The organism is Variovorax sp. KBW07 (assembly GCF_003852515.1).
Lineage (GTDB): Bacteria > Pseudomonadota > Gammaproteobacteria > Burkholderiales > Burkholderiaceae_C > Variovorax.
Genome location: NZ_QAJK01000016.1, coordinates 1 through 21,064 on the forward strand (window position 1 = coordinate 1; position 21,064 = coordinate 21,064).

General features: G+C 64.4%; 22 protein-coding genes. 12 read left to right on the forward strand and 10 right to left on the reverse strand.

Annotated features, from left to right (window positions below):
* Positions 1 to 68: 68 nt before the first annotated feature.
* The 8 genes from DBV14_RS03130 to DBV14_RS03165 all read right to left on the reverse strand — a co-directional run bounded on the left by DBV14_RS03130 (position 69) and on the right by DBV14_RS03165 (position 6,451).
* The gene (locus DBV14_RS03130) at positions 69 to 1,178 is read right to left on the reverse strand and encodes a mandelate racemase/muconate lactonizing enzyme family protein (protein WP_124457742.1); all 1,110 of its coding nucleotides are present in this window, start codon (positions 1,176 to 1,178) and stop codon (positions 69 to 71) included.
* Positions 1,179 to 1,183: 5 nt separating this feature from the next.
* Positions 1,184 to 2,005 carry a transporter substrate-binding domain-containing protein gene (locus tag DBV14_RS03135; RefSeq protein ID WP_124457743.1) on the reverse strand — a complete coding sequence of 274 codons (822 nt, stop codon included), beginning with the start codon at positions 2,003 to 2,005 and terminating at the stop codon, positions 1,184 to 1,186.
* A gap of 64 nt (positions 2,006 to 2,069) precedes the next feature.
* Positions 2,070 to 2,798 carry an amino acid ABC transporter ATP-binding protein gene (locus DBV14_RS03140; RefSeq protein ID WP_124457744.1) on the reverse strand — a complete coding sequence of 243 codons (729 nt, stop codon included), beginning with the start codon at positions 2,796 to 2,798 and terminating at the stop codon, positions 2,070 to 2,072.
* The gene (locus DBV14_RS03145; protein WP_124457799.1) at positions 2,782 to 3,429 is read right to left on the reverse strand and encodes an amino acid ABC transporter permease; all 648 of its coding nucleotides are present in this window, start codon (positions 3,427 to 3,429) and stop codon (positions 2,782 to 2,784) included. Before DBV14_RS03145 ends, DBV14_RS03140 begins: the two co-directional genes overlap by 17 nt.
* A 22-nt stretch (positions 3,430 to 3,451) precedes the next feature.
* Entirely contained in the window at positions 3,452 to 4,135 is a 684-nt protein-coding gene (locus DBV14_RS03150) for an amino acid ABC transporter permease (RefSeq protein ID WP_124457745.1), read from the reverse strand.
* A gap of 45 nt (positions 4,136 to 4,180) precedes the next feature.
* Positions 4,181 to 5,431, reverse strand: a complete 1,251-nt coding sequence (locus DBV14_RS03155; RefSeq protein WP_124457746.1) for a UxaA family hydrolase — start codon at positions 5,429 to 5,431, stop codon at positions 4,181 to 4,183.
* Between the two features lie 16 nt (positions 5,432 to 5,447).
* On the reverse strand, positions 5,448 to 5,780 hold the full coding sequence (locus tag DBV14_RS03160; RefSeq protein ID WP_124457747.1) for a UxaA family hydrolase: 333 nt from the start codon (positions 5,778 to 5,780) through the stop codon (positions 5,448 to 5,450).
* Between the two features lie 11 nt (positions 5,781 to 5,791).
* On the reverse strand, positions 5,792 to 6,451 hold the full coding sequence (locus tag DBV14_RS03165; RefSeq protein ID WP_124457748.1) for an RraA family protein: 660 nt from the start codon (positions 6,449 to 6,451) through the stop codon (positions 5,792 to 5,794).
* Between the two features lie 227 nt (positions 6,452 to 6,678).
* Between DBV14_RS03165 and DBV14_RS03170 the strand changes: the two genes are divergently transcribed.
* Positions 6,679 to 7,452: an SDR family oxidoreductase gene (locus tag DBV14_RS03170; RefSeq protein WP_124457749.1), complete on the forward strand. Its 774-nt coding sequence runs from the start codon at positions 6,679 to 6,681 to the stop codon at positions 7,450 to 7,452.
* Between the two features lie 106 nt (positions 7,453 to 7,558).
* Positions 7,559 to 8,404 carry an IclR family transcriptional regulator gene (locus DBV14_RS03175; protein ID WP_124457750.1) on the forward strand — a complete coding sequence of 282 codons (846 nt, stop codon included), beginning with the start codon at positions 7,559 to 7,561 and terminating at the stop codon, positions 8,402 to 8,404.
* A gap of 57 nt (positions 8,405 to 8,461) precedes the next feature.
* On the opposite strand, the gene yiaA is transcribed toward DBV14_RS03175, so the two are convergent.
* The gene (gene yiaA, locus DBV14_RS03180) at positions 8,462 to 8,899 is read right to left on the reverse strand and encodes an inner membrane protein YiaA (RefSeq protein ID WP_124457751.1); all 438 of its coding nucleotides are present in this window, start codon (positions 8,897 to 8,899) and stop codon (positions 8,462 to 8,464) included.
* Positions 8,900 to 9,015: 116 nt separating this feature from the next.
* Between yiaA and DBV14_RS03185 the strand changes: the two genes are divergently transcribed.
* Positions 9,016 to 9,750 (forward strand): hypothetical protein, encoded by a 735-nt coding sequence (locus DBV14_RS03185; RefSeq protein ID WP_124457752.1) that lies wholly within the window; start codon positions 9,016 to 9,018, stop codon positions 9,748 to 9,750.
* 79 nt (positions 9,751 to 9,829) lie between these two features.
* Here the strand turns inward: DBV14_RS03185 and argC are convergent, their stop codons facing one another.
* On the reverse strand, positions 9,830 to 10,753 hold the full coding sequence (gene argC / locus DBV14_RS03190) for an N-acetyl-gamma-glutamyl-phosphate reductase (protein ID WP_124457753.1): 924 nt from the start codon (positions 10,751 to 10,753) through the stop codon (positions 9,830 to 9,832).
* 207 nt (positions 10,754 to 10,960) lie between these two features.
* On the opposite strand from argC, the gene sucC reads away from it, so the two are divergent.
* The 9 genes from sucC to DBV14_RS03235 all read left to right on the forward strand — a co-directional run bounded on the left by sucC (position 10,961) and on the right by DBV14_RS03235 (position 21,026).
* Complete coding sequence (gene sucC, locus DBV14_RS03195) at positions 10,961 to 12,127, forward strand: ADP-forming succinate--CoA ligase subunit beta (RefSeq protein WP_124457754.1); 1,167 nt, start codon at positions 10,961 to 10,963, stop codon at positions 12,125 to 12,127.
* A gap of 10 nt (positions 12,128 to 12,137) precedes the next feature.
* Positions 12,138 to 13,031, forward strand: coding sequence for a succinate--CoA ligase subunit alpha (gene sucD, locus DBV14_RS03200; RefSeq protein WP_124457755.1), 894 nt, complete (start codon positions 12,138 to 12,140; stop codon positions 13,029 to 13,031).
* A gap of 105 nt (positions 13,032 to 13,136) precedes the next feature.
* A complete protein-coding gene (locus DBV14_RS03205) occupies positions 13,137 to 13,823 on the forward strand; it encodes a TerC family protein (protein WP_124457756.1) in 687 nt (228 codons plus the stop codon).
* A gap of 32 nt (positions 13,824 to 13,855) precedes the next feature.
* On the forward strand, positions 13,856 to 14,665 hold the full coding sequence (locus tag DBV14_RS03210) for a Stp1/IreP family PP2C-type Ser/Thr phosphatase (RefSeq protein ID WP_124457757.1): 810 nt from the start codon (positions 13,856 to 13,858) through the stop codon (positions 14,663 to 14,665).
* 66 nt (positions 14,666 to 14,731) lie between these two features.
* Positions 14,732 to 15,382 carry an FHA domain-containing protein gene (locus DBV14_RS03215; protein WP_124457758.1) on the forward strand — a complete coding sequence of 217 codons (651 nt, stop codon included), beginning with the start codon at positions 14,732 to 14,734 and terminating at the stop codon, positions 15,380 to 15,382.
* A gap of 60 nt (positions 15,383 to 15,442) precedes the next feature.
* Positions 15,443 to 17,695, forward strand: a complete 2,253-nt coding sequence (locus tag DBV14_RS03220) for a CHASE2 domain-containing protein (protein WP_124457800.1) — start codon at positions 15,443 to 15,445, stop codon at positions 17,693 to 17,695.
* A gap of 29 nt (positions 17,696 to 17,724) precedes the next feature.
* Entirely contained in the window at positions 17,725 to 18,528 is an 804-nt protein-coding gene (locus tag DBV14_RS03225) for a 3',5'-cyclic-nucleotide phosphodiesterase (protein ID WP_124457759.1), read from the forward strand.
* A 217-nt stretch (positions 18,529 to 18,745) separates the two neighbouring features.
* Positions 18,746 to 19,237, forward strand: coding sequence for a pilin (locus DBV14_RS03230; protein WP_311732688.1), 492 nt, complete (start codon positions 18,746 to 18,748; stop codon positions 19,235 to 19,237).
* Between the two features lie 94 nt (positions 19,238 to 19,331).
* Positions 19,332 to 21,026, forward strand: a complete 1,695-nt coding sequence (locus DBV14_RS03235) for a PglL family O-oligosaccharyltransferase (protein ID WP_124457761.1) — start codon at positions 19,332 to 19,334, stop codon at positions 21,024 to 21,026.
* Positions 21,027 to 21,064 lie beyond the last annotated feature (38 nt).

The following is a 21,064-nucleotide window of genomic DNA, read 5'->3' on the forward strand; positions in this document are numbered from 1 at the left end:
CGTCGCCCTGAATGAACCGAGCGACAGCGCCAAAACCCGAAGCAGATCGCAGACGGACAGCCAGGCCTTCAGCCGCGCACAACAAACGGCGCGAACTTGCGCCGCACCTTGAGCTGATCGGCATCCCATTCGATGCCCAGCCCCGGCGTCTCGGGCGCAACAGCGTGGCCGTTCTCGATGCGCAGACGGCTCGTGGTCAGGTCGTCCAACTGCGGGATGTATTCGACCCACCGGGCATTCGGAACCGCCGCGCACAGGCTCACGTGCAGCTCCATCAGAAAGTGCGGACACATCGCGATGTTGTGGGCCTCCGCCATGTGCGCGATTTTCAGCCACGGCGTGATGCCGCCCACCCGCGCCACATCGGCCTGCACGATCGAGCAGGCGCCCTGCTGGATGTACTCGGCAAACTGCGACGGGTGGTACATCGACTCGCCCACCGCAATCGGCACGCTCGTGCTGGCCAGCAGCTGCGCATGCGCGCGCACATGCTCGGCCGGCATCGGCTCCTCGAACCACGCGAGATCGAGCGGCGCGTACTGGCGCGCGCGGCGAATGGCCTCGGCCACGGTGAAGCTCTGGTTGGCATCCACCATCAGTTCGAAATCGGCACCCACCGCCTCACGCACCGCCGACAGGCGTGCAATGTCCTGCGCCACATGCGGCTTGCCGACCTTGATCTTCGCACCGAGAAAACCATCGGCCTTGGCCGCCAGCGTCTGCTCCACCAGCTGTGCCGGCTCGATGTGCAACCACCCGCCTTCGGTCGTGTAGACCGGCACGCGCGCCTGCGCCCCACCGGCCAGCCGCCACAGCGGCAGGTTGGCCACGCGCGCATTGCGGTCCCACAGCGCGGTGTCGACGGCGGCCAGCGCCAGGCTGGTGATGGCGCCGACGGCGGTGGCGTGCGTGTGGAAGAACAGGTCGCGCCAGATGGCTTCGTACTGCTGCGGATCGCGCCCGATCAGGCGCGGCACCAGGTGGTCGTTCAGCAGCGCCACGATGGAGGAGCCGCCCGTGCCGATGGTGTAGGTGTAGCCGGTGCCCACCGAGCCGTCGTCGCAGCGCACGGTGACCATCACGGTCTCCTGCGTCACGAAAGACTGAATGGCGTCGGTGCGCTTGACCTTGGGCGCAATGTCGATCTGCGCGATCTCGACCTGGTCGATCTTCGCCATGTCGGTCAGCCCGCGTTGCGCGTCACTTCGACCGGCAGGTCGGCGCCGTGGAACTTCTTGTAGATGGTGTTGAGCTCGCCGCTCTTGAGCTGCGCTTTTACAAAATCGTCGAGCTTGGCTTTCAGGCGGGGCTCGTTCTTGCGCAGGCCGATGGCCAGCATGTTGACCTTCATCGTGAACTTCGGCTCCATCTGCTTGGCCGGGTTCTTCTCGTTGATGGTCTTCAGCAGCGGCGGTGCGGTGGCGAAGATGTCGGCCTGGCCGCTGATCACGGCGGTGATCGAGGTGGCGTCGTCGTCGAAGCGAATCAGTTGCGTGCCGGCCGGCGCGACCTTGGTGAGCTCCTGGTCGTTGGTGGTGCCGCGCGTGGCAATCACCTTCTTGCCGACCAGGTCGGCGGGGCCGGTGATGGCCATGCCCTTCGGTGCGCCGACCACGGCCAGGATGGCGGCGTAGGGCACCGAGAAGTCGACCACCTTTTCGCGCTCGGGCGTGACCGACATGCTGGAGATCACGATGTCGGCCTTGTCGGTCTGCAGGAACGGAATGCGGTTGGCGCCGGTGGTCTGCACGATCTCCAGGTCCACGCCCAGGCTCTTGGCCAGCAGGCGCGCGGTTTCGACGTCGGAGCCGGTGGCGTTGAGCTTTTCGTCCTTCAGGCCATAAGGTGGCACGGCCAGGTCGATGGCCACGCGGATCTTCTTGGCGGCGGTGATGGTGTCGAGCTGGTCGGCATGGGCCGCTCCGGCAAATGCGAGAGGCAGCGCCAGCGCCAGGGCGGAAATCAGTGCGCCGCGGCGCTTGAGCGAAAGGAAAGAAGAAGTCATCGAAAGTCTCCTGGAGTTGTCTGAAGAAACGTTGTCGTCTGAAGAAGCAAGGCGGCCGAAGCGCTCAAAGGCCGGTGCCGATGAACTGGCGCAGCTCGGGCGTCTGCGGGTTGCTCAGGATGCTGGCGTCGCCCTCTTCCCACACCAGTCCCTGGTGCATGTAGATGATCTTGTCGGCCACGCCCCGTGCAAAGGCCATTTCGTGCGTGACCAGGATCATGGTCATGCCCTCGGACGCGAGCTTTTCCATCACCTTGAGCACTTCGCCGGTGAGCTGCGGGTCGAGCGCGGAAGTCACTTCGTCGAACAGCATCAGCTGCGGCTTCATGGCGAGCGAGCGCGCGATGGCCACGCGCTGCTGCTGGCCGCCGGAAAGCTGCTCGGGGTAGGCGTCGGCCTTCTCGGCCAGGCCCACGCGCTCGAGCACTTCCATGGCAATGGCGTTGGCTTCGGATGCGCCGATCTTCTTGACCGACTGCGGCGCGAGCGTGATGTTCTGCTTCACCGTGAGGTGCGGGAACAGGTTGTAGCTCTGGAACACGATGCCCACGTCCTTGCGCAGCGCGCGCAGGTTCAGGGCCGGGTCGTGCACCGCGTGGCCGCAGCACTGGATGGTGCCGCTGTCGATGGTTTCGAGCCGGTCGATGCAGCGCAGCGCGGTGCTCTTGCCCGAGCCGCTCTGGCCGATGATGGCCACCACCTGGCCGCGTTGTACCGAGAACGACACGCCCTTCAGGACGTGCAGCGGGCCGAAGTGCTTGTGGACTTTGTCGAGTTCAACCACGGGATGCATGGAGCTTCCTTTCGAGTGCGCGGCTCCACCGCGAGAGCGGGTAGCAAAGAATGAAATAGAGGACCACCGCACACCCGAAATACAGGAAGGGCTGGAAGGTCGAGTTGTTCAGCACCTTGGCGTTGTAGGAGAGCTCGGCATAGCCGACCACCAGCGACGCGATCGATGTGTTTTTGATGATCTGCACCAGGAAGCCGACGGTGGGCGGCGTCGCGATGCGCAGCGCCTGCGGCAGGATCACGCGGCGCATGCGCTCCCAGCGCGTGAGCGCCAGGCATTCGGCGGCTTCCCACTGCGCGCGCGGCACGGCCTGGATGCAGCCGCGCCAGATCTCGCCGAGAAAGGCGCTGGCGTAGATGGTGATGGCCAGCGCCGCCGCCGCCAGTGCCGGCACCGAGCCGATGCCCGCGATGTTGGGGCCGAAGAAGCACACGCCCATCAGCACCAGCAGCGGCGTGCCCTGGATGACCTGGATGTACCCCGCGGCCGCCACGCGCACGGCCTTGACAGGCGACACGCGGGCCAGCGCCACCGCGAGCCCGATGAGCCCGCCGCCGATGAAGGCCAGCGCAGAAAGCTGCACCGTGCCCCAGGCGCCCAGCAGAAGAAAGCCGAAGTGATCGGCCGGCATGAGAGTCATGTTGCGGCCCTTTTCACAGCGGCGTGCCGAGCTTGCGCCGGCGCGGGAAGATCAGCATGGCCAGCAGCCAGAAGCCCAGGCGCATGGCGTACGACAGCACGAGGTACACCACCCACAGCACGATGAAGATCTCGAAGTTGCGGAAGGTGTCCGACTGGATGCGGTTGGCCACGCCGAACAGCTCTTCCGCGCCGATCGACGACATGATGCTGGAGGCCAGCATCAACAGCACGAACTGGCTGGCCAGCGCCGGGTACACGCGCTCCACGGCCGGGCGCAGGATCACGTGCCAGAACACCTGCACCTTGGAAAGCCCGAGGCACTGGGCGGCTTCGAGCTGGCCTTTGTGGATCGACTCGATGCCGGCGCGGATGATCTCGCAGCTGTAGGCACCGATGTTGACCACCAGCGCCAGCACGGCGCCCACCAATATCGGCATGGTCACGCCCGCGCTCGACAGGCCGAAGATCAGGAAGTAGCTCTGGATGAGCAGCGGCGTGTTGCGGATCGCCTCCACGTAGCCGCCCGCCAAGCCGCGCAGCCAGCCATGCCGGCTGTTGCGGCCGAGCGCGCAGACGGTGCCCAGCGCAAAGCCCAGCACGGTGGCGACGAAAGACAGCTGCACGGTCGTCCATGCGCCTTCCAGCAGCAGCGGCCACTGCGCGAGCACGGGGGCGAAATCGAACTGGTAGTTCAAGCAATCTCCTTCGGGGAAGCGTTCGCGGGAGCTGGCGTGGCCGGCTCAGGCCGCGTGCGCCATGGGGCGCAGCGGCAGGCACGAAGGACCGATGGGCTCGAAGGCCTTGTAGGTCAGGATGAATTCGCGGTGGCCCAGCCCTTCGGACTTGGTGGCCGCGCCGTTGGCGACGTTGCGCACCGCGTCGAAGATTTCCTGCCCCACTTCCTGCAGCGTGCCGCGGCCTTCGAGGATGCGGCCGGCGTCCACGTCCATGTCCTCGGCGAGCTGGCGGTAGGTGTCGGGATTGGCGCAGACCTTGATGACCGGCGAGACGGCCGAGCCCACCACCGAGCCGCGTCCGGTGGTGAACAGGAGCAGGTGAGCCCCGCAGGCGATGAGCTCCACGATCTCGGCGTTGTCGCTGATGTTCGGAAAGCCGAAGCGCGGCTCACCGTCGGGCACCACGTCGAGCAGGTAGAGGCCGCCCTGCGGCGGCACATCGCCCGGCTTCACGATGCCGTTGATGGGCGAGGCGCCGCTCTTCGCATAGGCGCCCAGCGATTTCTCTTCGATGGTCGAGAGGCCGCCGTCGGCGTTGCCCGGCGCGAAGCTGCCGTGGCCCATGGTGCTGTAGTAGCGCGCGGCCTTGTTGACGCACTCGACGATGGCCTCGCCGAGTTCCGGTGTGGCGGCACGCCGCTTCATGTGGAACTCGCAGCCGATCAGCTCGCCGGTTTCCTCGAAGATGCAGCGCGCATCTTGTGCGATCAGCAGGTCGAAGGCGCGGCCCACGGCCGGGTTGGCGGTGATGCCGCTGGTGCCGTCGGAACCGCCGCAGATGGTGCCGACGATGAGCTCGTCCAGGCCCATCGGCACGCGCTGTTGTTGCGCCAGTTCGGCCAGCGCCCACTCGACCCACTCGGTGCCTTCGCGGATGGTGCTGCGGGTGCCGCCCTTCTGCTGGATGGTCAGCGTGTGCACCGGCCGGCCCGAAGCCTCGATGGCCTGTTCGAGCTTGCGCTTGTTCATGCTTTCGCAGCCCAGCGAGATCAGGAGCGCGGCACCCACGTTGGGGTGCGTGGTGATCGCCGTCATCATGCGTTCGGCGTACTCGTTGGGGTAGCAGCCGGGGAAACCGACGAGGTGCACCTCGACGTCGCCCTGCTGCTGGCGGAAGTTCAGCGTGATCTCGCGGGCCACGTGGTGCGCGCACTCCACGAGGTAGGCGACGACCACCACGTTGCGGATGCCCTTGCGGCCATCGGCGCGCGGGTAGCCGTGGAGCGAGAGCGGGAGCGGATTCGTGGGGCTCATGTCGGGTGTCGTGGTTTCAGGCGTGGCCGACGAAGGTCTCGCCCTCGTCCAGCGTGTAGGTGGGGGTGTAGTCGCTGTCGAGGTTGTGCGTGTGGATGTGCTCGCCGGCCTCGACCGCCACGCGCAGGCTGCCGATGACGGCGCCGTACTTCAGCACCTTCTCGCCCGCGGCGATGGCGTGGCGCGCGAGCTTGTGGCCCAGGCCGATGTCGCGCGGCAGCGTGGCGCTGTTGCCGCCTTCGAGCTGCACCGTGGTGCCGGCGGCCAGGTGGCTGCAGGCGATCAGGCAGTTGTCTTCGGCCGACAGCAGCACCAGCCGGGGATCGAGGGATTGCGCAGGAGTGCTCACCGTTCGATGCCTCAGAACTTGCGGTACTTCAGGTAGGCCTCTTGCGGGTCGGTGCCCGCGAGGATGGCGGTGCGCACGAGGTTCTCGCGGCCCATCATGTGTTCGGCTTCGGTGATGAGCGCGTCGGCTTGCGCGAGCGGAATGCAGATCACGCCGTCGGTGTCGGCCAGCAGCAGGTCGCCCGGGTTCACCGTGACCTCGCCGATGCGCACCGGCACTTCCATCGCGTCCGGCAGCCAGTAGCCGACCACGTCGCGCGGCGTGAAGTAGCGGTGCCAGACCTGGAAGCCCTGCGCAATGATGAATTCGGCGTCGCGTACGCCGCCGTCGGCGATCACGCCCAGCACGCCCTTGCGGCCGAGCGTCTCGGCGGAGAGCTCGCCCATGTGCGAGACGGTCGAGTCGTTGGGCTGGATCACCGCGATGTGGCCCGGCTTGGCGCGCGAGAGAAAGCCGGTCCATGCCATCAGCGTTTCGTGCGGATCGGCCGTGGGGTCGACCCGGCCGCTCACGGTGAAGGCCGGGCCGCAGATCTTCTGGCCGGCGATCAGCGGTCGCAGCGTGGGCGGCAGCGTGAAGTCGCGCAGGCCCGCGGCGCGCATGACGTCGTGAAGGATGCCGGTGTAGCAGGCCTGCAACCGGGGCAGCAGCGAATCAATCGTGGTGGCCATGTCTCTGTTTTCTTAGGTAAAACTTGATTTCAGCATTTAGGCTAACAGTGTGCGCAGTAATTTACGCTGGGGTTTGCGCCAGATTGCGGGTAAACACCAATGAGAAAGCAGCGAATACGGGTTTTTTCCGGGTTCGAAATGCTGAAGCCTTGGCGTACATTTGATTTCATACATGAAATGAAAATTTCATCAGTGCTTGAATCAAACCACTCGAAGGACACAGCAGCATGAGCAACCGCGTTCAGGGAAAGAACATCCTCGTCACCGCCGCCGGCAAGGGCATCGGCCGCGCCAGCGCGCAGGCACTGGCGCGTGAAGGCGCCGCCACCGTGTGGGCCACCGACGTGGACGAAGCCGCGCTGGCCGAGCTCGCCGCGCTGGCGCGAGAGGAAGGCCTGACGAACCTGAAGACCGCGTCGCTCAACGTGCGCGACAGCGCCGCGCTGCAGGCTTTCGCAAAAACGTCGGGACGGCTGGACGTGCTCTTCAACTGCGCCGGCTTCGTGCACAGCGGCAACATCCTGGCCTGCGAGGAAGCCGACTGGGACTTCAGCATGGACCTGAACGTGAAGTCGATGTACCGGACCATCCGCGCCTTCCTGCCGGCGATGCTGGAGCACGGCGGCTCGATCATCAACATGGCCTCGGCCGCGTCGAGCGTGAAGGGCGTGCCCAACCGATTCGTCTACGGTGCGTCGAAGGCAGCCGTCATCGGGCTGACCAAGGCGGTGGCGGCCGACTTCATCCAGCAGGGCATCCGCTGCAACGCGATCTGCCCGGGCACGGTGGAGTCGCCTTCGCTGCGCGACCGCATCGCGGCCCAGGCCGAACAGGCCGGCGCCGACGAGGCCACGGTGCGTGCCGCCTTCGTGGCGCGCCAGCCGCTGGGGCGCGTCGGCCGGCCGGAAGAAATTGCCGCGCTGGTGGTGTACCTGGCGTCGGACGAGTCGGGCTTCACGACCGGCACCACGCACATGATCGACGGCGGCTGGTCGAACTGACATGGGCGCTTCATCGATTGCCGGGAGCGGGGCTTCAGCGGCGCTGGCGGCTTCGCCGGAAGCCATGCCATCGTGCGTGTACGCTTGATGTGCCATGAACCCAAAGATGCCGAGCAATCTCACTGAGCCATCGATCGACGCCCCGTTGTCCGAGGCGGAAGACGGGCTGGACGCCGGCCCGCGCTATTCGGCGCCGGCCCTTGAAAAGGGGCTGGACATCCTGGAGGTGCTGGCCGACAGCGTGACCGGTTGCACCCTGAACGAGCTGGCGCAGAAGGTCGGCCGCAAGGTCAGCGAGATCTTCCGCATGGCGGTGACGCTGCAGCGGCGCGGCTACGTTCAGGTCGACGAGAACGACCGCTACACGCTCACGCTGCGGATGTTCGAGCTGGCCCATCGCCAGCAGCCGCTCAAGAGCCTGGTGAGCGCGGCATTGCCGCTGCTGCGCGAGCTGGCGAACCGCTCGCGCCAGTCGTGTCACCTGGCGATGTACCAGGGCGGCCGGGTGGTGGTGATTGCGCAGGTCGAGAGCCCCGAGCGCTGGTCGTTCGGGCTCAAGGTGGGCGTGATGATGGGGCTGACGGATACCTCGTCGGGCCACGTGCTGCTGGCCTTTCGCGACGAGATCGACCGCGCCCGCATGCTGGGCACGCACATCCGCGTCGAGGGCGAGCAGGACATGGACCCGGGCGAGCTCTTCGCCATCTTGCAGGACGTGCGCGAGCGCGGGCATTCGGCCATGCCGAGCCGGCAGATCCGGGGCATCACCAACATCGCGTTTCCGGTGATGGGCGTGGCCAACCACGTGATCGCGGCGATCAACGTGCCGCACCTCGAGCGCATCGACCAGAAGGCGGGCCCTGACGTGGCCCAGGTGCGCGATATTGCCGGCAACATCGCGGCGCGCCTGTCGGCGCTGATGGGCGCCAGCGGCTACAACGACAACGAGTAGCGCGGCTGGCGCGGAAGTGGCGCCGCTACCTACGGGGCTGCGGGCGCCGGGGCTGGATCAGCCCGCCTCGGGCGTGTCTTCGGCCGAGGGCAGTTCGTTCTTGTGCGCGGCGATGTCGCGCACGTTCTTCTGCACGGCCACCGAGCCGAACAGGCTCAGCAGGAAGGCCATGCCGTAGAAGCCCTTCTCGCTGTTGGCCAGCGTGGCGTTGAAGAGGCCGACGGCCAGCAGGGCCACCGACAGCAGCAGCGAGATCCAGCACAGGCCGTAGTAGATGGCGGTGACCGCAGTGCCCTCGAGCCGGTCGCGCACCGTCTTTTGAAGCGATACGGCGGAGAACAGGCCGTACATGAGGATGGTGAAGTAGTAGCCCTTTTCGTTGAGCTGCATGGAGGCATTCCACAGCCCGATCAGGTACACGATGGCACCGATGAGCAGTGCGGCCCAGGAAGCGGCGACGAACGCCCCGGTCGGTTTCTCAAACTTGACTGCCATGGCAATCCTCCTCGTTGTTGTGTGGCGCGATTATGGAGTTGGATTGGCGATGGCATGATCAACAATGGTTGCCGCGGGGGCGGCAAAGCCTTCAACAACTTCAAGGGAGCCTTTCGATGCCATCAGAGCCCGTCAACCAGCCATCGCTCGCGCGTACCGGTGCCAAGGCCGGCTTTGCTTTCGTCGGATCGGTCGTCAAGGGCGGCCTGCTCGGGCTGATCCTGGGCGGCGGTGTTTTCTTCTTCTACCTGAGCCAGCTGAGCGGGCCCGGCAATCCGGCGGCGCGGGCTGGCGGTGCAGGCGCCGTCGTGGCGCTGGTCACGTCGCCGCCCATTTTGGTCGCGGTGCTGCTGCTGCTCTTCGTTGCCGTCTACACGATGCTGGGCGTGCACCAGGGGCGCGCGAAGGCGATGCAGCACCTGGTGGCGGCGCGCGGCGAGGCCGTGTCGCAGCGGCTGGGCGGCGCCATTGCGGGCCGCATCGAGTCCATGCCGCGCACCCACGGCACGCTGCAGCGCGCCGCCGACTGGCTGTCGGTCGACGCCCTGAGCAAGCAGCTCGCGCCGGTGCTGGGCGAAGGCAAGGCGGTGCGCTCGGTGGTGGCTTTCGTGGTGAACCGGCTGCCGATGAGCGAGATGCTCGCCGAGTGGCAGGAGGGGCGCGCCGCGAACGGAGAGCCCGCCGCCGCCGAAGGTGCTGTTGCAGCGCAAGACCCGGCATTGCGCGCCCTGCTCACGCGCCGCATCAACGAGACGCTGCAGGACATGGCGACGCCATCGCGCACGCCGCTGTACATCGCACTGGGCGCGCACGCGGCGCTGCTGGGCGTGGGTCTGTGGCTGGTTAACTGATTGACTGGCGCCAGGGTCCGGCGCCTGGCTCGGCGTCCGGCCTGGTGGCGTGAAGCGTGAGGCGTGAAAAGCGTGGCGCTCAGAGCGCCAGCATCAGCTTCAGGTTCTGCACCGCGGCACCGCTGGCGCCCTTGCCCAGGTTGTCCAGGCGCGCGATCACCACGGCATGGCGGTGGTCTTCGTTCGGGAACACGCGGATCTCGAGCTGGTTGGTGTCGTTCAGCGCCAGCGCATCGAGCTTGCCGTCGTCCGTGGGCGGCAGCACCTTCACGAACTGTTCGGGCGTGTTGCTCTTTGCGTAGTGCGCGGCCAGCGCGTCGTGCAGGTCGCCGGCCTTCGGCTTGCCGGGCAGCAGGTCGAGGTGCAACGGCAGCTGGACCAGCATGCCCTGCTTGAAATTGCCCACCGAAGGAATGAAGACCGGCCGGCGGGTCAGGCCGGTGTAGGTCATGATTTCGGGGATGTGCTTGTGCTTGAGGCCCAGCGCGTAGGTCTCGAAGAGCGGGGCTTCGTCTTTTTCGTAGGCCTCGATCATGGTCCGGCCGCCGCCCGAATAGCCGCTCACGGAGGGCAGCGAGATCGGGAAGTCGGCGGGCAGCAGGCCGGCATCGACCAGCGGGCGCACCATGGCGATGGCACCGGTGGCGTAGCAGCCGGGGTTGCCGACGCGGTCGGCCTGGGCCACCGCTTGCCAGTGGCCAGCCACCAGTTCGGGGAAGCCGAACACCCAGCCGGGCGCAATGCGGTGCGCCGTGGAGGCGTCGATGATCTTGGGCTTCTTGCCGGGCAGCTGGTCAATCAGCGCGACCGATTCGCGCGCTGCGTCGTCGTGCAGGCACAGCACCACGAGGTCGACGCCGGCCATCAGGTCGCGCTTGGCGTTCACGTCTTTTCGCAGCTCGGGCGCGATGCTCACGAGCTCGATCTGCGGCATTGTCTGGAGCCGCTCGCGAATTTGCAGGCCGGTGGTACCGGCTTCGCCGTCGATGAAAACCTTGGCCATGATGGAGTGTGCCCGGGGTAGCTAGAAGAAAGTACGTATTGACCGCAACCCTACGTACAGTATTGGTGCGGCGCACCATGATACAGTCCGCGGTTGTTCGCCGCCCCCAGCCGTCAGGCTGCCGTCGCCCGCGAACAACAGAGCCAAAGAAGCCTCAGACCCCCAAATCTCCCGTTCTCAACCTCCTCCTTCCGAGAGACATCCCTCATGAAGATTCACGAGTACCAAGGCAAGGAAATCCTTGCCAAGTTCGGCGTGCCGGTGCCGCGCGGCATCCCGGCCTATACGGTCCAGGAGGCTGTCGAGGCCGCCCAGAAACTTGGAGGCCCGGTCTGGGTCGTCAAGGCCCAGATTCACGCGGGTGGCCGCGGCAAGGGCGGCGGCGTCAAGGTCGCCAAGTCGATCGAAGACGTCAAGAAGCTGGCCGGCGAAATCCTCGGCATGCAGCTCAAGACCCACCAGACCGGCCCCGAAGGCCAGAAGGTGCGCCGCCTCTACATCGAAGATGGCGCCGACATCAACAAGGAATACTACGTTTCCGCCGTGACCGACCGCGCCACCCAGAAGGTGGCCTTCATCGCTTCGAGCGAAGGCGGCATGGACATCGAGGAAGTGGCCCACTCCACCCCCGAGAAGATCATCACGGTCTACGCCGACCCGAAGGATGGCCTGACCGACGCGCAAGCCAGGGAAATCGCCAACGGCATCGGCATGCCGGCCGACTCGGTCGCCCAGACCGTCGACATCCTGAAGAAGCTCTATACCTGCTACATGGAGACGGACGCCTCGCTGGTCGAGATCAACCCGCTCAACCGTGACAGCAAGGGCAACGTCATGGCGCTGGACGCCAAGTTCAACTTCGACAGCAACGCGCTGTTCCGCCACCCCGAAATCGTGGCCCTGCGCGACCTCGACGAAGAAGACGCGGCCGAAGTCGAAGCCTCGAAGTTCGACCTGGCCTACATCTCGCTGGACGGCAACATCGGCTGCCTGGTGAACGGTGCCGGCCTGGCCATGGCCACCATGGACACCATCAAGCTGTTCGGCGGCGAGCCGGCCAACTTCCTGGACGTGGGCGGCGGCGCCACCCCCGAGAAGGTCACCGAAGCCTTCAAGATCATGCTGAAGAACAAGAATGTCGAGGCCATCCTCGTCAACATCTTCGGCGGCATCATGAAGTGCGACACCATCGCCACCGGCGTGATCGCGGCCTGCAAGGCCGTGAACCTGCAAGTGCCACTGGTCGTGCGCATGAAGGGCACCAACGAAGTCGAAGGCAAGAAGCTGCTGGCCGATTCGGGCCTGCCGATCATCAGCGCCGACACCATGGCGGACGCGGCCCAGAAGGTCGTCGCAGCAGTCAAGAAGGCCTAAGGAACAAGTCATGTCGATCTACATCAACAAAGACACCAAAGTCATCACGCAAGGCATCACGGGCAAGACCGGCCAGTTCCACACCGAAAAGTGCCAGGAATACGCGAACGGCAAGAACGCCTTCGTGGCGGGCGTGAACCCCAAGAAGGCCGGCGAGTCGATCTTCAACATCCCGATCTTCGGTTCGGTCAAGGAAGCCGCTTCGCAAACCGGCGCCACCGTGTCGGTGATCTACGTGCCGCCGGCAGGCGCCGCGGCCGCCATCTGGGAAGCTGTCGAAGCCGACCTGGACCTGGCGATCTGCATCACCGAAGGCATTCCGGTTCGCGACATGCTCGAAGTGCGCAACAAGATGAAGGCCAAGGAAGCGGCCGGCGGCAAGAAGACCTTGCTGCTGGGCCCGAACTGCCCCGGCCTGATCACGCCCGACGAAATCAAGATCGGCATCATGCCCGGCCACATCCACCGCAAGGGTCGCATCGGCGTGGTTTCGCGCTCGGGCACGCTGACGTACGAAGCCGTGGCTCAACTGACGGAAATCGGCCTGGGCCAATCGTCGGCAGTCGGCATCGGCGGCGACCCGATCAACGGCCTGAAGCACATCGACGTGATGAAGGCCTTCAACGACGATCCGGACACCGACGCCGTCATCATGATCGGCGAAATCGGCGGCCCCGACGAGGCTGACGCAGCCCGCTGGTGCAAGGAACACATGAAGAAGCCGGTCGTCGGCTTCATCGCCGGTGTCACCGCCCCTCCCGGCAAGCGCATGGGCCACGCCGGCGCGCTGATCTCGGGCGGTGCCGACACGGCCGATGCCAAGCTCGCCATCATGGAAGAGTGCGGCTTCACCGTGACGCGCAACTTCTCGGAACTGGCCAAGCTGCTCAAGGCACGCCTGTAATCAGCCGAACGGCTGCGGCTTGCCGCACCTCCACGCAGAAATAAAAAAGCGCCCGCAATGGATTGCGGGCGCTTTTTTCAAATAAAACACAGTGGGATCAGAGACATGGAAATTCTTTACAGCACAGACTTCTGGATCGGTCTTCTCAAGATCGTCTGGATCAACATCATCCTGTCGGGTGACAACGCGGTGGTCATTGCCATGGCCGCGCGCTCGTTGCCGCCCGCACAGCAGAAAAAGGCCGTGCTCTTCGGCTCGGGCGCGGCCGTGGTGCTGCGCATCGTGCTCACGGTGGTGGCGGCCAAGCTGCTCGCCCTGCCCTACCTGCAGATCATCGGCGGCCTGCTGCTGCTCTGGATCGGCCTGCAGCTCCTGAGCGAAGAAGACGACGGCGAAGGTGAAAGCAAGGAATACGGCAGCATGATGGTGGCCGTGCGCACCATCCTGCTGGCCGACCTGGTCATGAGCCTGGACAACGTGATTGCCGTCGCGGCCGCCGCGCAGGGCAGCATGGTGCTGCTGGTGCTCGGCCTGGCGATCAGCATTCCGCTGGTGATTTTCGGCAGCACGCTCATGATCAAGCTCATGGAGCGCTTCCCGATCATCGTCATGCTGGGTGCCGCGCTGATCGGCTGGGTCGGTGGCGAAACCATCGTGAGCGACGTCGCCCTGCGCGACGTGCTGGTGGCCAACCCCTGGCTGCACTATGCGGCCGCGGCTGCCGGTGCTTTCCTCGTCGTGGCCCTGGGCCGCTTGCTGCAGCAGCGCGCACGTGCTGCGGCGCAGCACTGAGTTCCAACCAGCAAAGGCGGCGCTGACAAACCATGGCGAGTGTCGGTGTCTCCCTGTTCTCCAGCCGGCCTCCGCTGACCTGGGAGTTTGCCGCGCTGACCGATGTCGGACGGCTGCGCGCCCACAACGAGGATGCCGTGCACGTGGACGCAGCCCTCGGCCTGGCCCTGCTGGCCGACGGCATGGGCGGCTACAAGGGCGGTGAAGTGGCGAGCGCCATGGCCATCTCGCTGCTGCACGCCAGCTTCGGCCGGTGGTTCGCCCAGGCCGGGATGCAGGCACCGGCCCGGGTGGTCAGGCGGGCGCTGCAGGCGGCCACCGACGAGGCCAATGGGTCGATCCTGCAGGCCGGCACCACCAATCCCGAGCTGCAAGGCATGGGAACGACGCTGGTGCTGGCGGCGTTCCGGCCGCAGCGCGTGCTGGTCGGGCACATCGGCGATTCGCGCTGTTATCGGCTGCGCAACAACAAGCTGGAGTTGCTCACGCGCGACCATTCGCTGCGCCAGCAACAGCTCGACGCCGGCGCGATCACCGCCGAGGAAGCGCTCCATTCACCGACCCGCAACCTGGTGACCCGGGCCGTCGGCGTGGAGGCCCAGGTCTTGCTGGAAATGCACGAACACAGCGCAAGACCGGGCGATCTCTATATGCTCTGCTCCGACGGGTTGAGCGAGATGGTTTCGGATGGGCAGCTTTTCACGCTTTTGGGTCACGATGTCGAGCTTCAGAAAAAAGCTTCACTTTTGGTTGCAATTGCAAACGACAATGGCGGCCGGGACAACATTTCGGTTGTTCTGGCAAGAGCGGGCGTTGCCGAAGTGCCCCGGGCGGCCCGGTAACAGGCCCCGACGGCTGCGTGCCGTCCCGCTTGCCGTCGTTAAAGCTTTGCATTCGGGGAGTCGGCAATGCCGAAGATGATCATTTCGGTCGATGGCGTTGTCATCGGGCAAGTGGCACTCGCCAAGGACCGCACGACGCTGGGCCGGCGTGCCTACAACGACATCGTGATCGACAATCTGGCGGTCAGCGGCGAGCACGCCGTGCTGCACATGAGCGGTGGCGAAGTCGAAATTGAAGATCTCAACAGCACCAACGGCACCTACGTCAATGCGCTCGCCATCCAGAAGCAGGCGCTCAAGGACAACGATGTCATCGAGGTCGGTGGCTGCCGCATCCATTTCCGCGCGCGCAGCAACCTGGCCATCGGCCCCGGTTCCGTCCGCACCGCATCGGGCGAATTTTCTGCTCCCATGCCCCTCTCGTCGGCGCCCACGGAATCCGGTGCGCTGGTCGAACTCGGCATTCCCGTGCTGCGCGTGCTTTCGGGCGCCAATGAAGGACAAGACGTTTCGCTGCAGAAAGTGGTCACCACCATCGGCAAGCCCGGCGTGGCCGTGGCCGTGGTCACGCGCCGCCGGCAAGGCTATGTCGCGGCCAGCGTCGTGGGCGGCGTCACGCTCAACGGCGTGCTGCTGGGAACCGACGCGGTCGCCCTGCAGGAGCTCGACGTGCTCGAGCTCGGCGACCACACGCGCATGCAGTTCGTGCGGGTCTGAGCCTTTCCCTTTTCCTCAGCACCGAGGCGGGTTTAGTCGCCGGGGCGGGATGCCATGATGATGGGCGTGTTGCGGCGGCACTGGCCCCGCATCGTCATCACGCTGCTGCCGGTTCTGCTGGCGCTGGCGCACGCCACCGACGCGTGGCAGCTGACCGCATTCGAACGCCTTGACCGCCTGATCTACGACATCCGGCTGCGCGCCACCATGCCGCGCACGCTCGATCCGCGCGTCGTCATCGTCGACGTCGACGACACCAGCCTGGCGCGCGAAGGCCAGTGGCCCTGGCCGCGCGACAGCATCGCCCGCCTGACCACCGAGCTGCTGACCCGCCAGCAGGTGGCGGTGCTCGGCTTCGACGTCATGTTTCTCGAGCCCGACCGGAGTTCGGGCCTGCGCAGGCTGCGAGACATCGCCCAGGGCCCCTTGCGCAACATGCCGGGCCTTGCCGCCGAGGTCGAGCGGCTCGCGCCCACGCTGGACCACGACGCGACATTCGCCTCCGCGCTGAACGGCCAGCGCGTGGCCCTCGGCTATTACTTCACGCGCACCATCACGCCCAGCGCCAAGGGGCAGTTGCCCGCCACGCCGCTCTTGCCGGTCGAGGCCTTTCCCGCGGGCGGCGCCTATGCCACCAGCTGGAACGGCTTCGGCGCCAGCCTGCCGGCGCTGGCCAAGGCCGCGCCGACCGCGGGTTTCCTGAACACGCTGGTCGGCGCCAACGGCGACGGCGTCATTCGCAGCGTGCCACTGATTGCGCGCTACGAAGGCGACAAGGCCCAGCCCGGCTATTACGAATCGCTGGGGCTCGCCGTCTACCGGCTTGCGAACGGTTCGCCGCCGGTGCGCCCGATCTTTGCGCCCGGTGGCGAGGCGCCGAGGCTCGAATCTCTGCGGCTCGGGCGCCTGCGCGTTCCGGTCGACCAGACCGCCAGCATGCAGGTGCCGTTTCGCGGACCCGGCGGCGCGGGGGCGGGATCGTTCCGCTATGTCGCGGCGGCCGACGTGCTCGAAGGCCGGCTCGCACCGGGCGAGCTGAAAGACAGGATCGTGCTCGTGGGCGCCACGGCGCCGGGCCTGCAAGACCTGCGCGCCACGCCGGTGGGGGCGGCGTTTCCGGGTGTCGAGGTGCATGCCAACATCGTCTCCGGCCTGCTCGACCAGCGCCTGCTCGCCGTGCCGGACTATGCGCCCGGCTACGAGGTGCTGATGATCCTGCTCGCGGGACTGGTGCTCGCGTTCGGCCTGTCCCTGCTGTCGGTGTCGCGCGCCGTGTTGCTGGCGGCCGGCACGACCGCCGCGCTGATCGGCCTCAACACCTGGCTCTACGTGAGCCACAGCCTGGTGCTGCCGCTGGCCTCGGCGCTCATCACCATCGCGCTCGCTTTCGTGCTCAACATGAGCTGGGGCTACTTCGTCGAATCGCGCGCGCGGCGCGGCCTGGTGCGGCTGTTCGGCACCTACGTGCCGCCGCAGCTCGTCAATGAAATGCTCGTGCACCCGGACCGCTACAGCATGCGTGCCGAGAGCAAGCCGATGACCGTGATGTTCTGCGACATGCGCGACTTCACCCGCCTGTCGGAGCAGATGGCGCCGGCCGAGCTGCAGGCCTTTCTGAATACCGTCTTCAGCCGGCTCACCGACGTCATCAGCACCCACCGCGGCACCGTCGACAAGTACATGGGCGATTGCGTCATGGCCTTCTGGGGGGCGCCGATCGACACCCCCGACCACGCCGCGCTGGCCGTGCGCGCCGCGCTCGACATGGCCGAGACCGTGCGCGACATCAACCGCATGCATCGCGACAGCGGACGCCCGGAAATCAGCGTGGGCATCGGCATCAACAGTGGCGTGATGAGCGTGGGCGACATGGGCTCCACCGCCCGCCGCAGCTACACCGTGGTCGGCGATGCCGTCAACCTGGCGTCGCGCCTCGAAGGCCTGAGCGGCCACTATGGCGTCGAGATCGTCGCCAGCGGCGGCACCCGCGAACTGGCGCCCGGCTACATCTGGCAGGAACTCGACAGCGTGCGTGTCAAGGGCAAGGCACAAGCCGTTGCCGTTTTTACCCCGCTGGACGCCCGCACCGCCGACGCGGTGAAGCAGACTCGACAGATGCTCGAACGTTGGACCGGCGTGCTGGCAGCCTATCGCCGCCAGGACTGGGCGGTGGGCCGGAACTTGCTGGCCCCCTTGCTCGCGGCCGATGCCAAAAAAGTCCTTTACCAGCTCTACGCACAGCGTTTAGCCTCGATGGCGTTGCGACCGCAAGACCCGAACTGGGATGGCGCAACCCGGTTCGAAACCAAATGACGACAGACACATACAAGGGGTCTCTCACAATGCAGGTTCGTGTGCTGGGTTGCTCGGGCGCCATCGCCAAAGACTGCCGCACCACCTCGTTTCTGGTCGACACCGACCTGCTCGTCGATGCGGGCACCGGCGTCGGAGACCTCACGCTCGAAGAGATGGCTGCCATCGACGATGTCGTGCTTACGCACAGCCACCTCGACCACATCGCCGCGCTGCCCCTCATGCTCGACGCCGTGGGCAGCCGCCGTACCAAGCCCCTGCGCGTGCATGCGCTGCGCGCCACCATCGAGGCGCTGCGGGCGCATGTGTTCAACAACGTCATCTGGCCCGATTTCGAGAGCATTCCCAGCCCCGAGGCGCCATTCGTGAGCTTTCACGACATCGCAGTGGGGCAGATGCTGCAGCTGGGCAGTTGCGCGCCGAAGCTCATCGAGGTGCTGCCCGCTGTCCATACCGTGCCGGCCTGCGGCTTTGCCGTGCGGCGGGCCACCGGCGGGGCACATTGGGTTTTCAGCGGCGACACCGAGCGCAACGCGCCGTTCTGGGACCGGGTCAATGCGATCGAGGTGGCCATGCTCGTGATCGAAACGGCCTTCAGCAGCCGCGAGCAGGCGCTGGCCGAACGCAGCCTGCACCTGTCGCCGGCGGTGCTGGCCGATGAGTTGGCGCATATCGATCCGGGCAAGCAGTACCCGATCTACATCACCCACACCAAGCCGGCGGAAACCGACGAGATCATGAGCCAGATCGAGCTGCTGGCGGACCATCAGGTGGCCGGGTTGGCGCAGCGGGATATACGCTGGCTGAAGGCGGATGGCATCTTGACCTTCTGAGCATGGCGACGCGTTGGCATGACAAATTTGTCACCGCTTGTAGCATCTTGACGCAAATTGTGTCACTTGGTGTAACGCCAAAGTGGGCCAAGGTGACGGGTTTGGGCGGCGTGGAGTGCCAATGGCGGGTGGCACGGATGCTGCGGAAGGTAGTGCGCTCCGGGCTGGTTCCCGGGCTCTACAACCAACCTGGAGTTAATGAATGAACCGTCGTTCTATCGCACGCAATGTGCAAAAGGGTTTCACCCTTATTGAATTGATGATCGTTGTGGCGATCATTGGTATCTTGGCTGCTGTGGCTCTGCCGGCGTATCAGGACTACACCATTCGTGCGAAGGTGTCTGAAGCCATTCTGGCGGCATCGTCGTGCCGCACCAGCATCACCGAAACGATTCAATCGAATTCGGGTGCGACTCTTCCGGCGGCTGATAACTGGGGGTGCGAGGTTCTGACGGCAAGCGCTCCTGCAAGCAAGTATGTGAATACCATCAATACCTCTAACGGCGGTCAGGTTACCGTCGCCACCACCGCAGCCACGGATTTGGGTGGTGCTGCAAGCAAGACATTCCAGTTGACGCCGTATTCGGACGCTTCGACGCCGTTCACCAACACTACGACTGCAAAAACGGTGTTCAAGTGGGTTTGCGGTCCCGGCGGCAGCGCCTCGATGCCACCTAAGTACCTTCCTGGCTCTTGCCGCGGAGCATAAGTTGTTTACGATCCAGGACCTCAAGTCCTGGGTTTAGTCAGGCGACGCAATAAAACGCGTCGCCTTTTTTTTGTTGATAATCTTCGGAGTTCGCTTGAAGCGACGCCTCATTCTGTTTGTCGGAATTGTGTTGGGCCTTGCCTATTTGATTCCCAATCATTCTCCGCCCTGGGTCGTTTTTCACGAAGACACAATTGCCGCCGTAGCCTTTCTGCCGCTGATGGTCTGGGGGGTGGGATTAAGAAAAACCAAGCCGACAATAATGCTTGGTGTTTTCTTTCTGGCCCTTGTCCCCATAGCCCAGCTTCTGAGTGGGCAAGTTCTTTTTGCCAGCGATAGCTGGCTTGCCGCCTTGTATCTGATGGGTTTTGCTTATTCGATACTTGCGGGCACTCGCATTACGTCGGAACCAGCTCCGCAGCAGAATCTGGCGTTGGCGGGGCTAGCTCCCTTGTTTGCGTGCTTTATATTTTCAGGATTGCTATCGGTAGCTGTCGCAATTCATCAATGGCTTGATCTGGGAATTCTAGGCCTGTACGTGGTAGATATGCGTTTTGGCGGGCGACCCTATGCGAATCTTGCCCAGCCTAATCAACTGGCAACCCTTCTTCTCCTAGGTGAACTTGGATTGATATTCATGTTCGAGATGCGGTTCATCCGCGCCCCAATTGCATTCGTCGGTGCAATGATGCTGGCCTTCGGATTGGCAATGACACAATCGCGTTCCGTCTTGATGGCGCTGCTTTTCTTTTGGATTGCATTTCTGGGGTTGAGAGCGCGCGCATCTCTGCGAACGCGGCTTTTGCCTTTGTCAATCGTAACGGCCTTCTACGCTTGCATAGCCTGGAAGTGGTTGGCTATCAATGAGAAATTACTTCTCTCTGGTGGCACATCACTGGCAGAGCGTTTGAATCAGGATCTACGAATCACGATATGGGGGCAGATGCTGGATGCAATAACTCGCGCCCCGTGGCTGGGATATGGATGGAATCAAGTTCCAATTGCACAAAAATTAACGGCATTGGATCATCCTGCGACACATCATTATTTCACATCTGCTCACAATTTTCTCGTCGATCTTGCCATCTGGTGTGGCCTGCCTATTGCAGTCTTCATCTCGGCGGGCCTTGTGGCATGGTTTATTGCACAAATAAAATATTGCCGAGACCCGTTGTCTTGGTGCGCACTGGTCGCAGTGCTCTTGGTGTTTGGGCATTCTTTGGTTGAATTTCCATTGTATTACGCCTATTTTTTATTGCCAGTTGGACTCTTAATGGGCGCGCTCCAAGTGAATTTGCCAAGAACACAGTGTTGGAATATTAAATTTCCTAACCCTGTGTTGTGGGCCGGAGGAGGTGCGGTATTTGCGCTATTTTTTGCGATAGTCTCGGAATACCCTGGCTGGGAGCAAGAGTGGCAGCGCGTGAGGTTTGAAAAGGCAAGAATTGGCACGCGCGAAACAACCGCACCGCCGAGAGCGTTCATTCTGACGGAATTTCCGGCGGTCCTGAAGTTTGCACGAACAGATCCGACGCGCGACATGCAAGCCGAGGATATTAATGAAATGCGACGTGTTGTCGAAAGATTTGGATGGGCCAACAATCTGTTCAAGTATGCGCTTGTAATGGGGTTGAATGGCGAGCCCAAAGAGGCCGAAGACGCATTGGCTCGGCTGTGCAAAATGCACACAGAGAGAAACTGCCGCGAGGCCCGAGAAACCTGGCTTGAGTTGGCCACAGAGAAATATCCCGAGCTCGGCAAAATCAAGTTGCCAGAGCTAGGTAATTAGCGTGTCCCTCAAGCACTGCTTGATAGATGCAACTTATT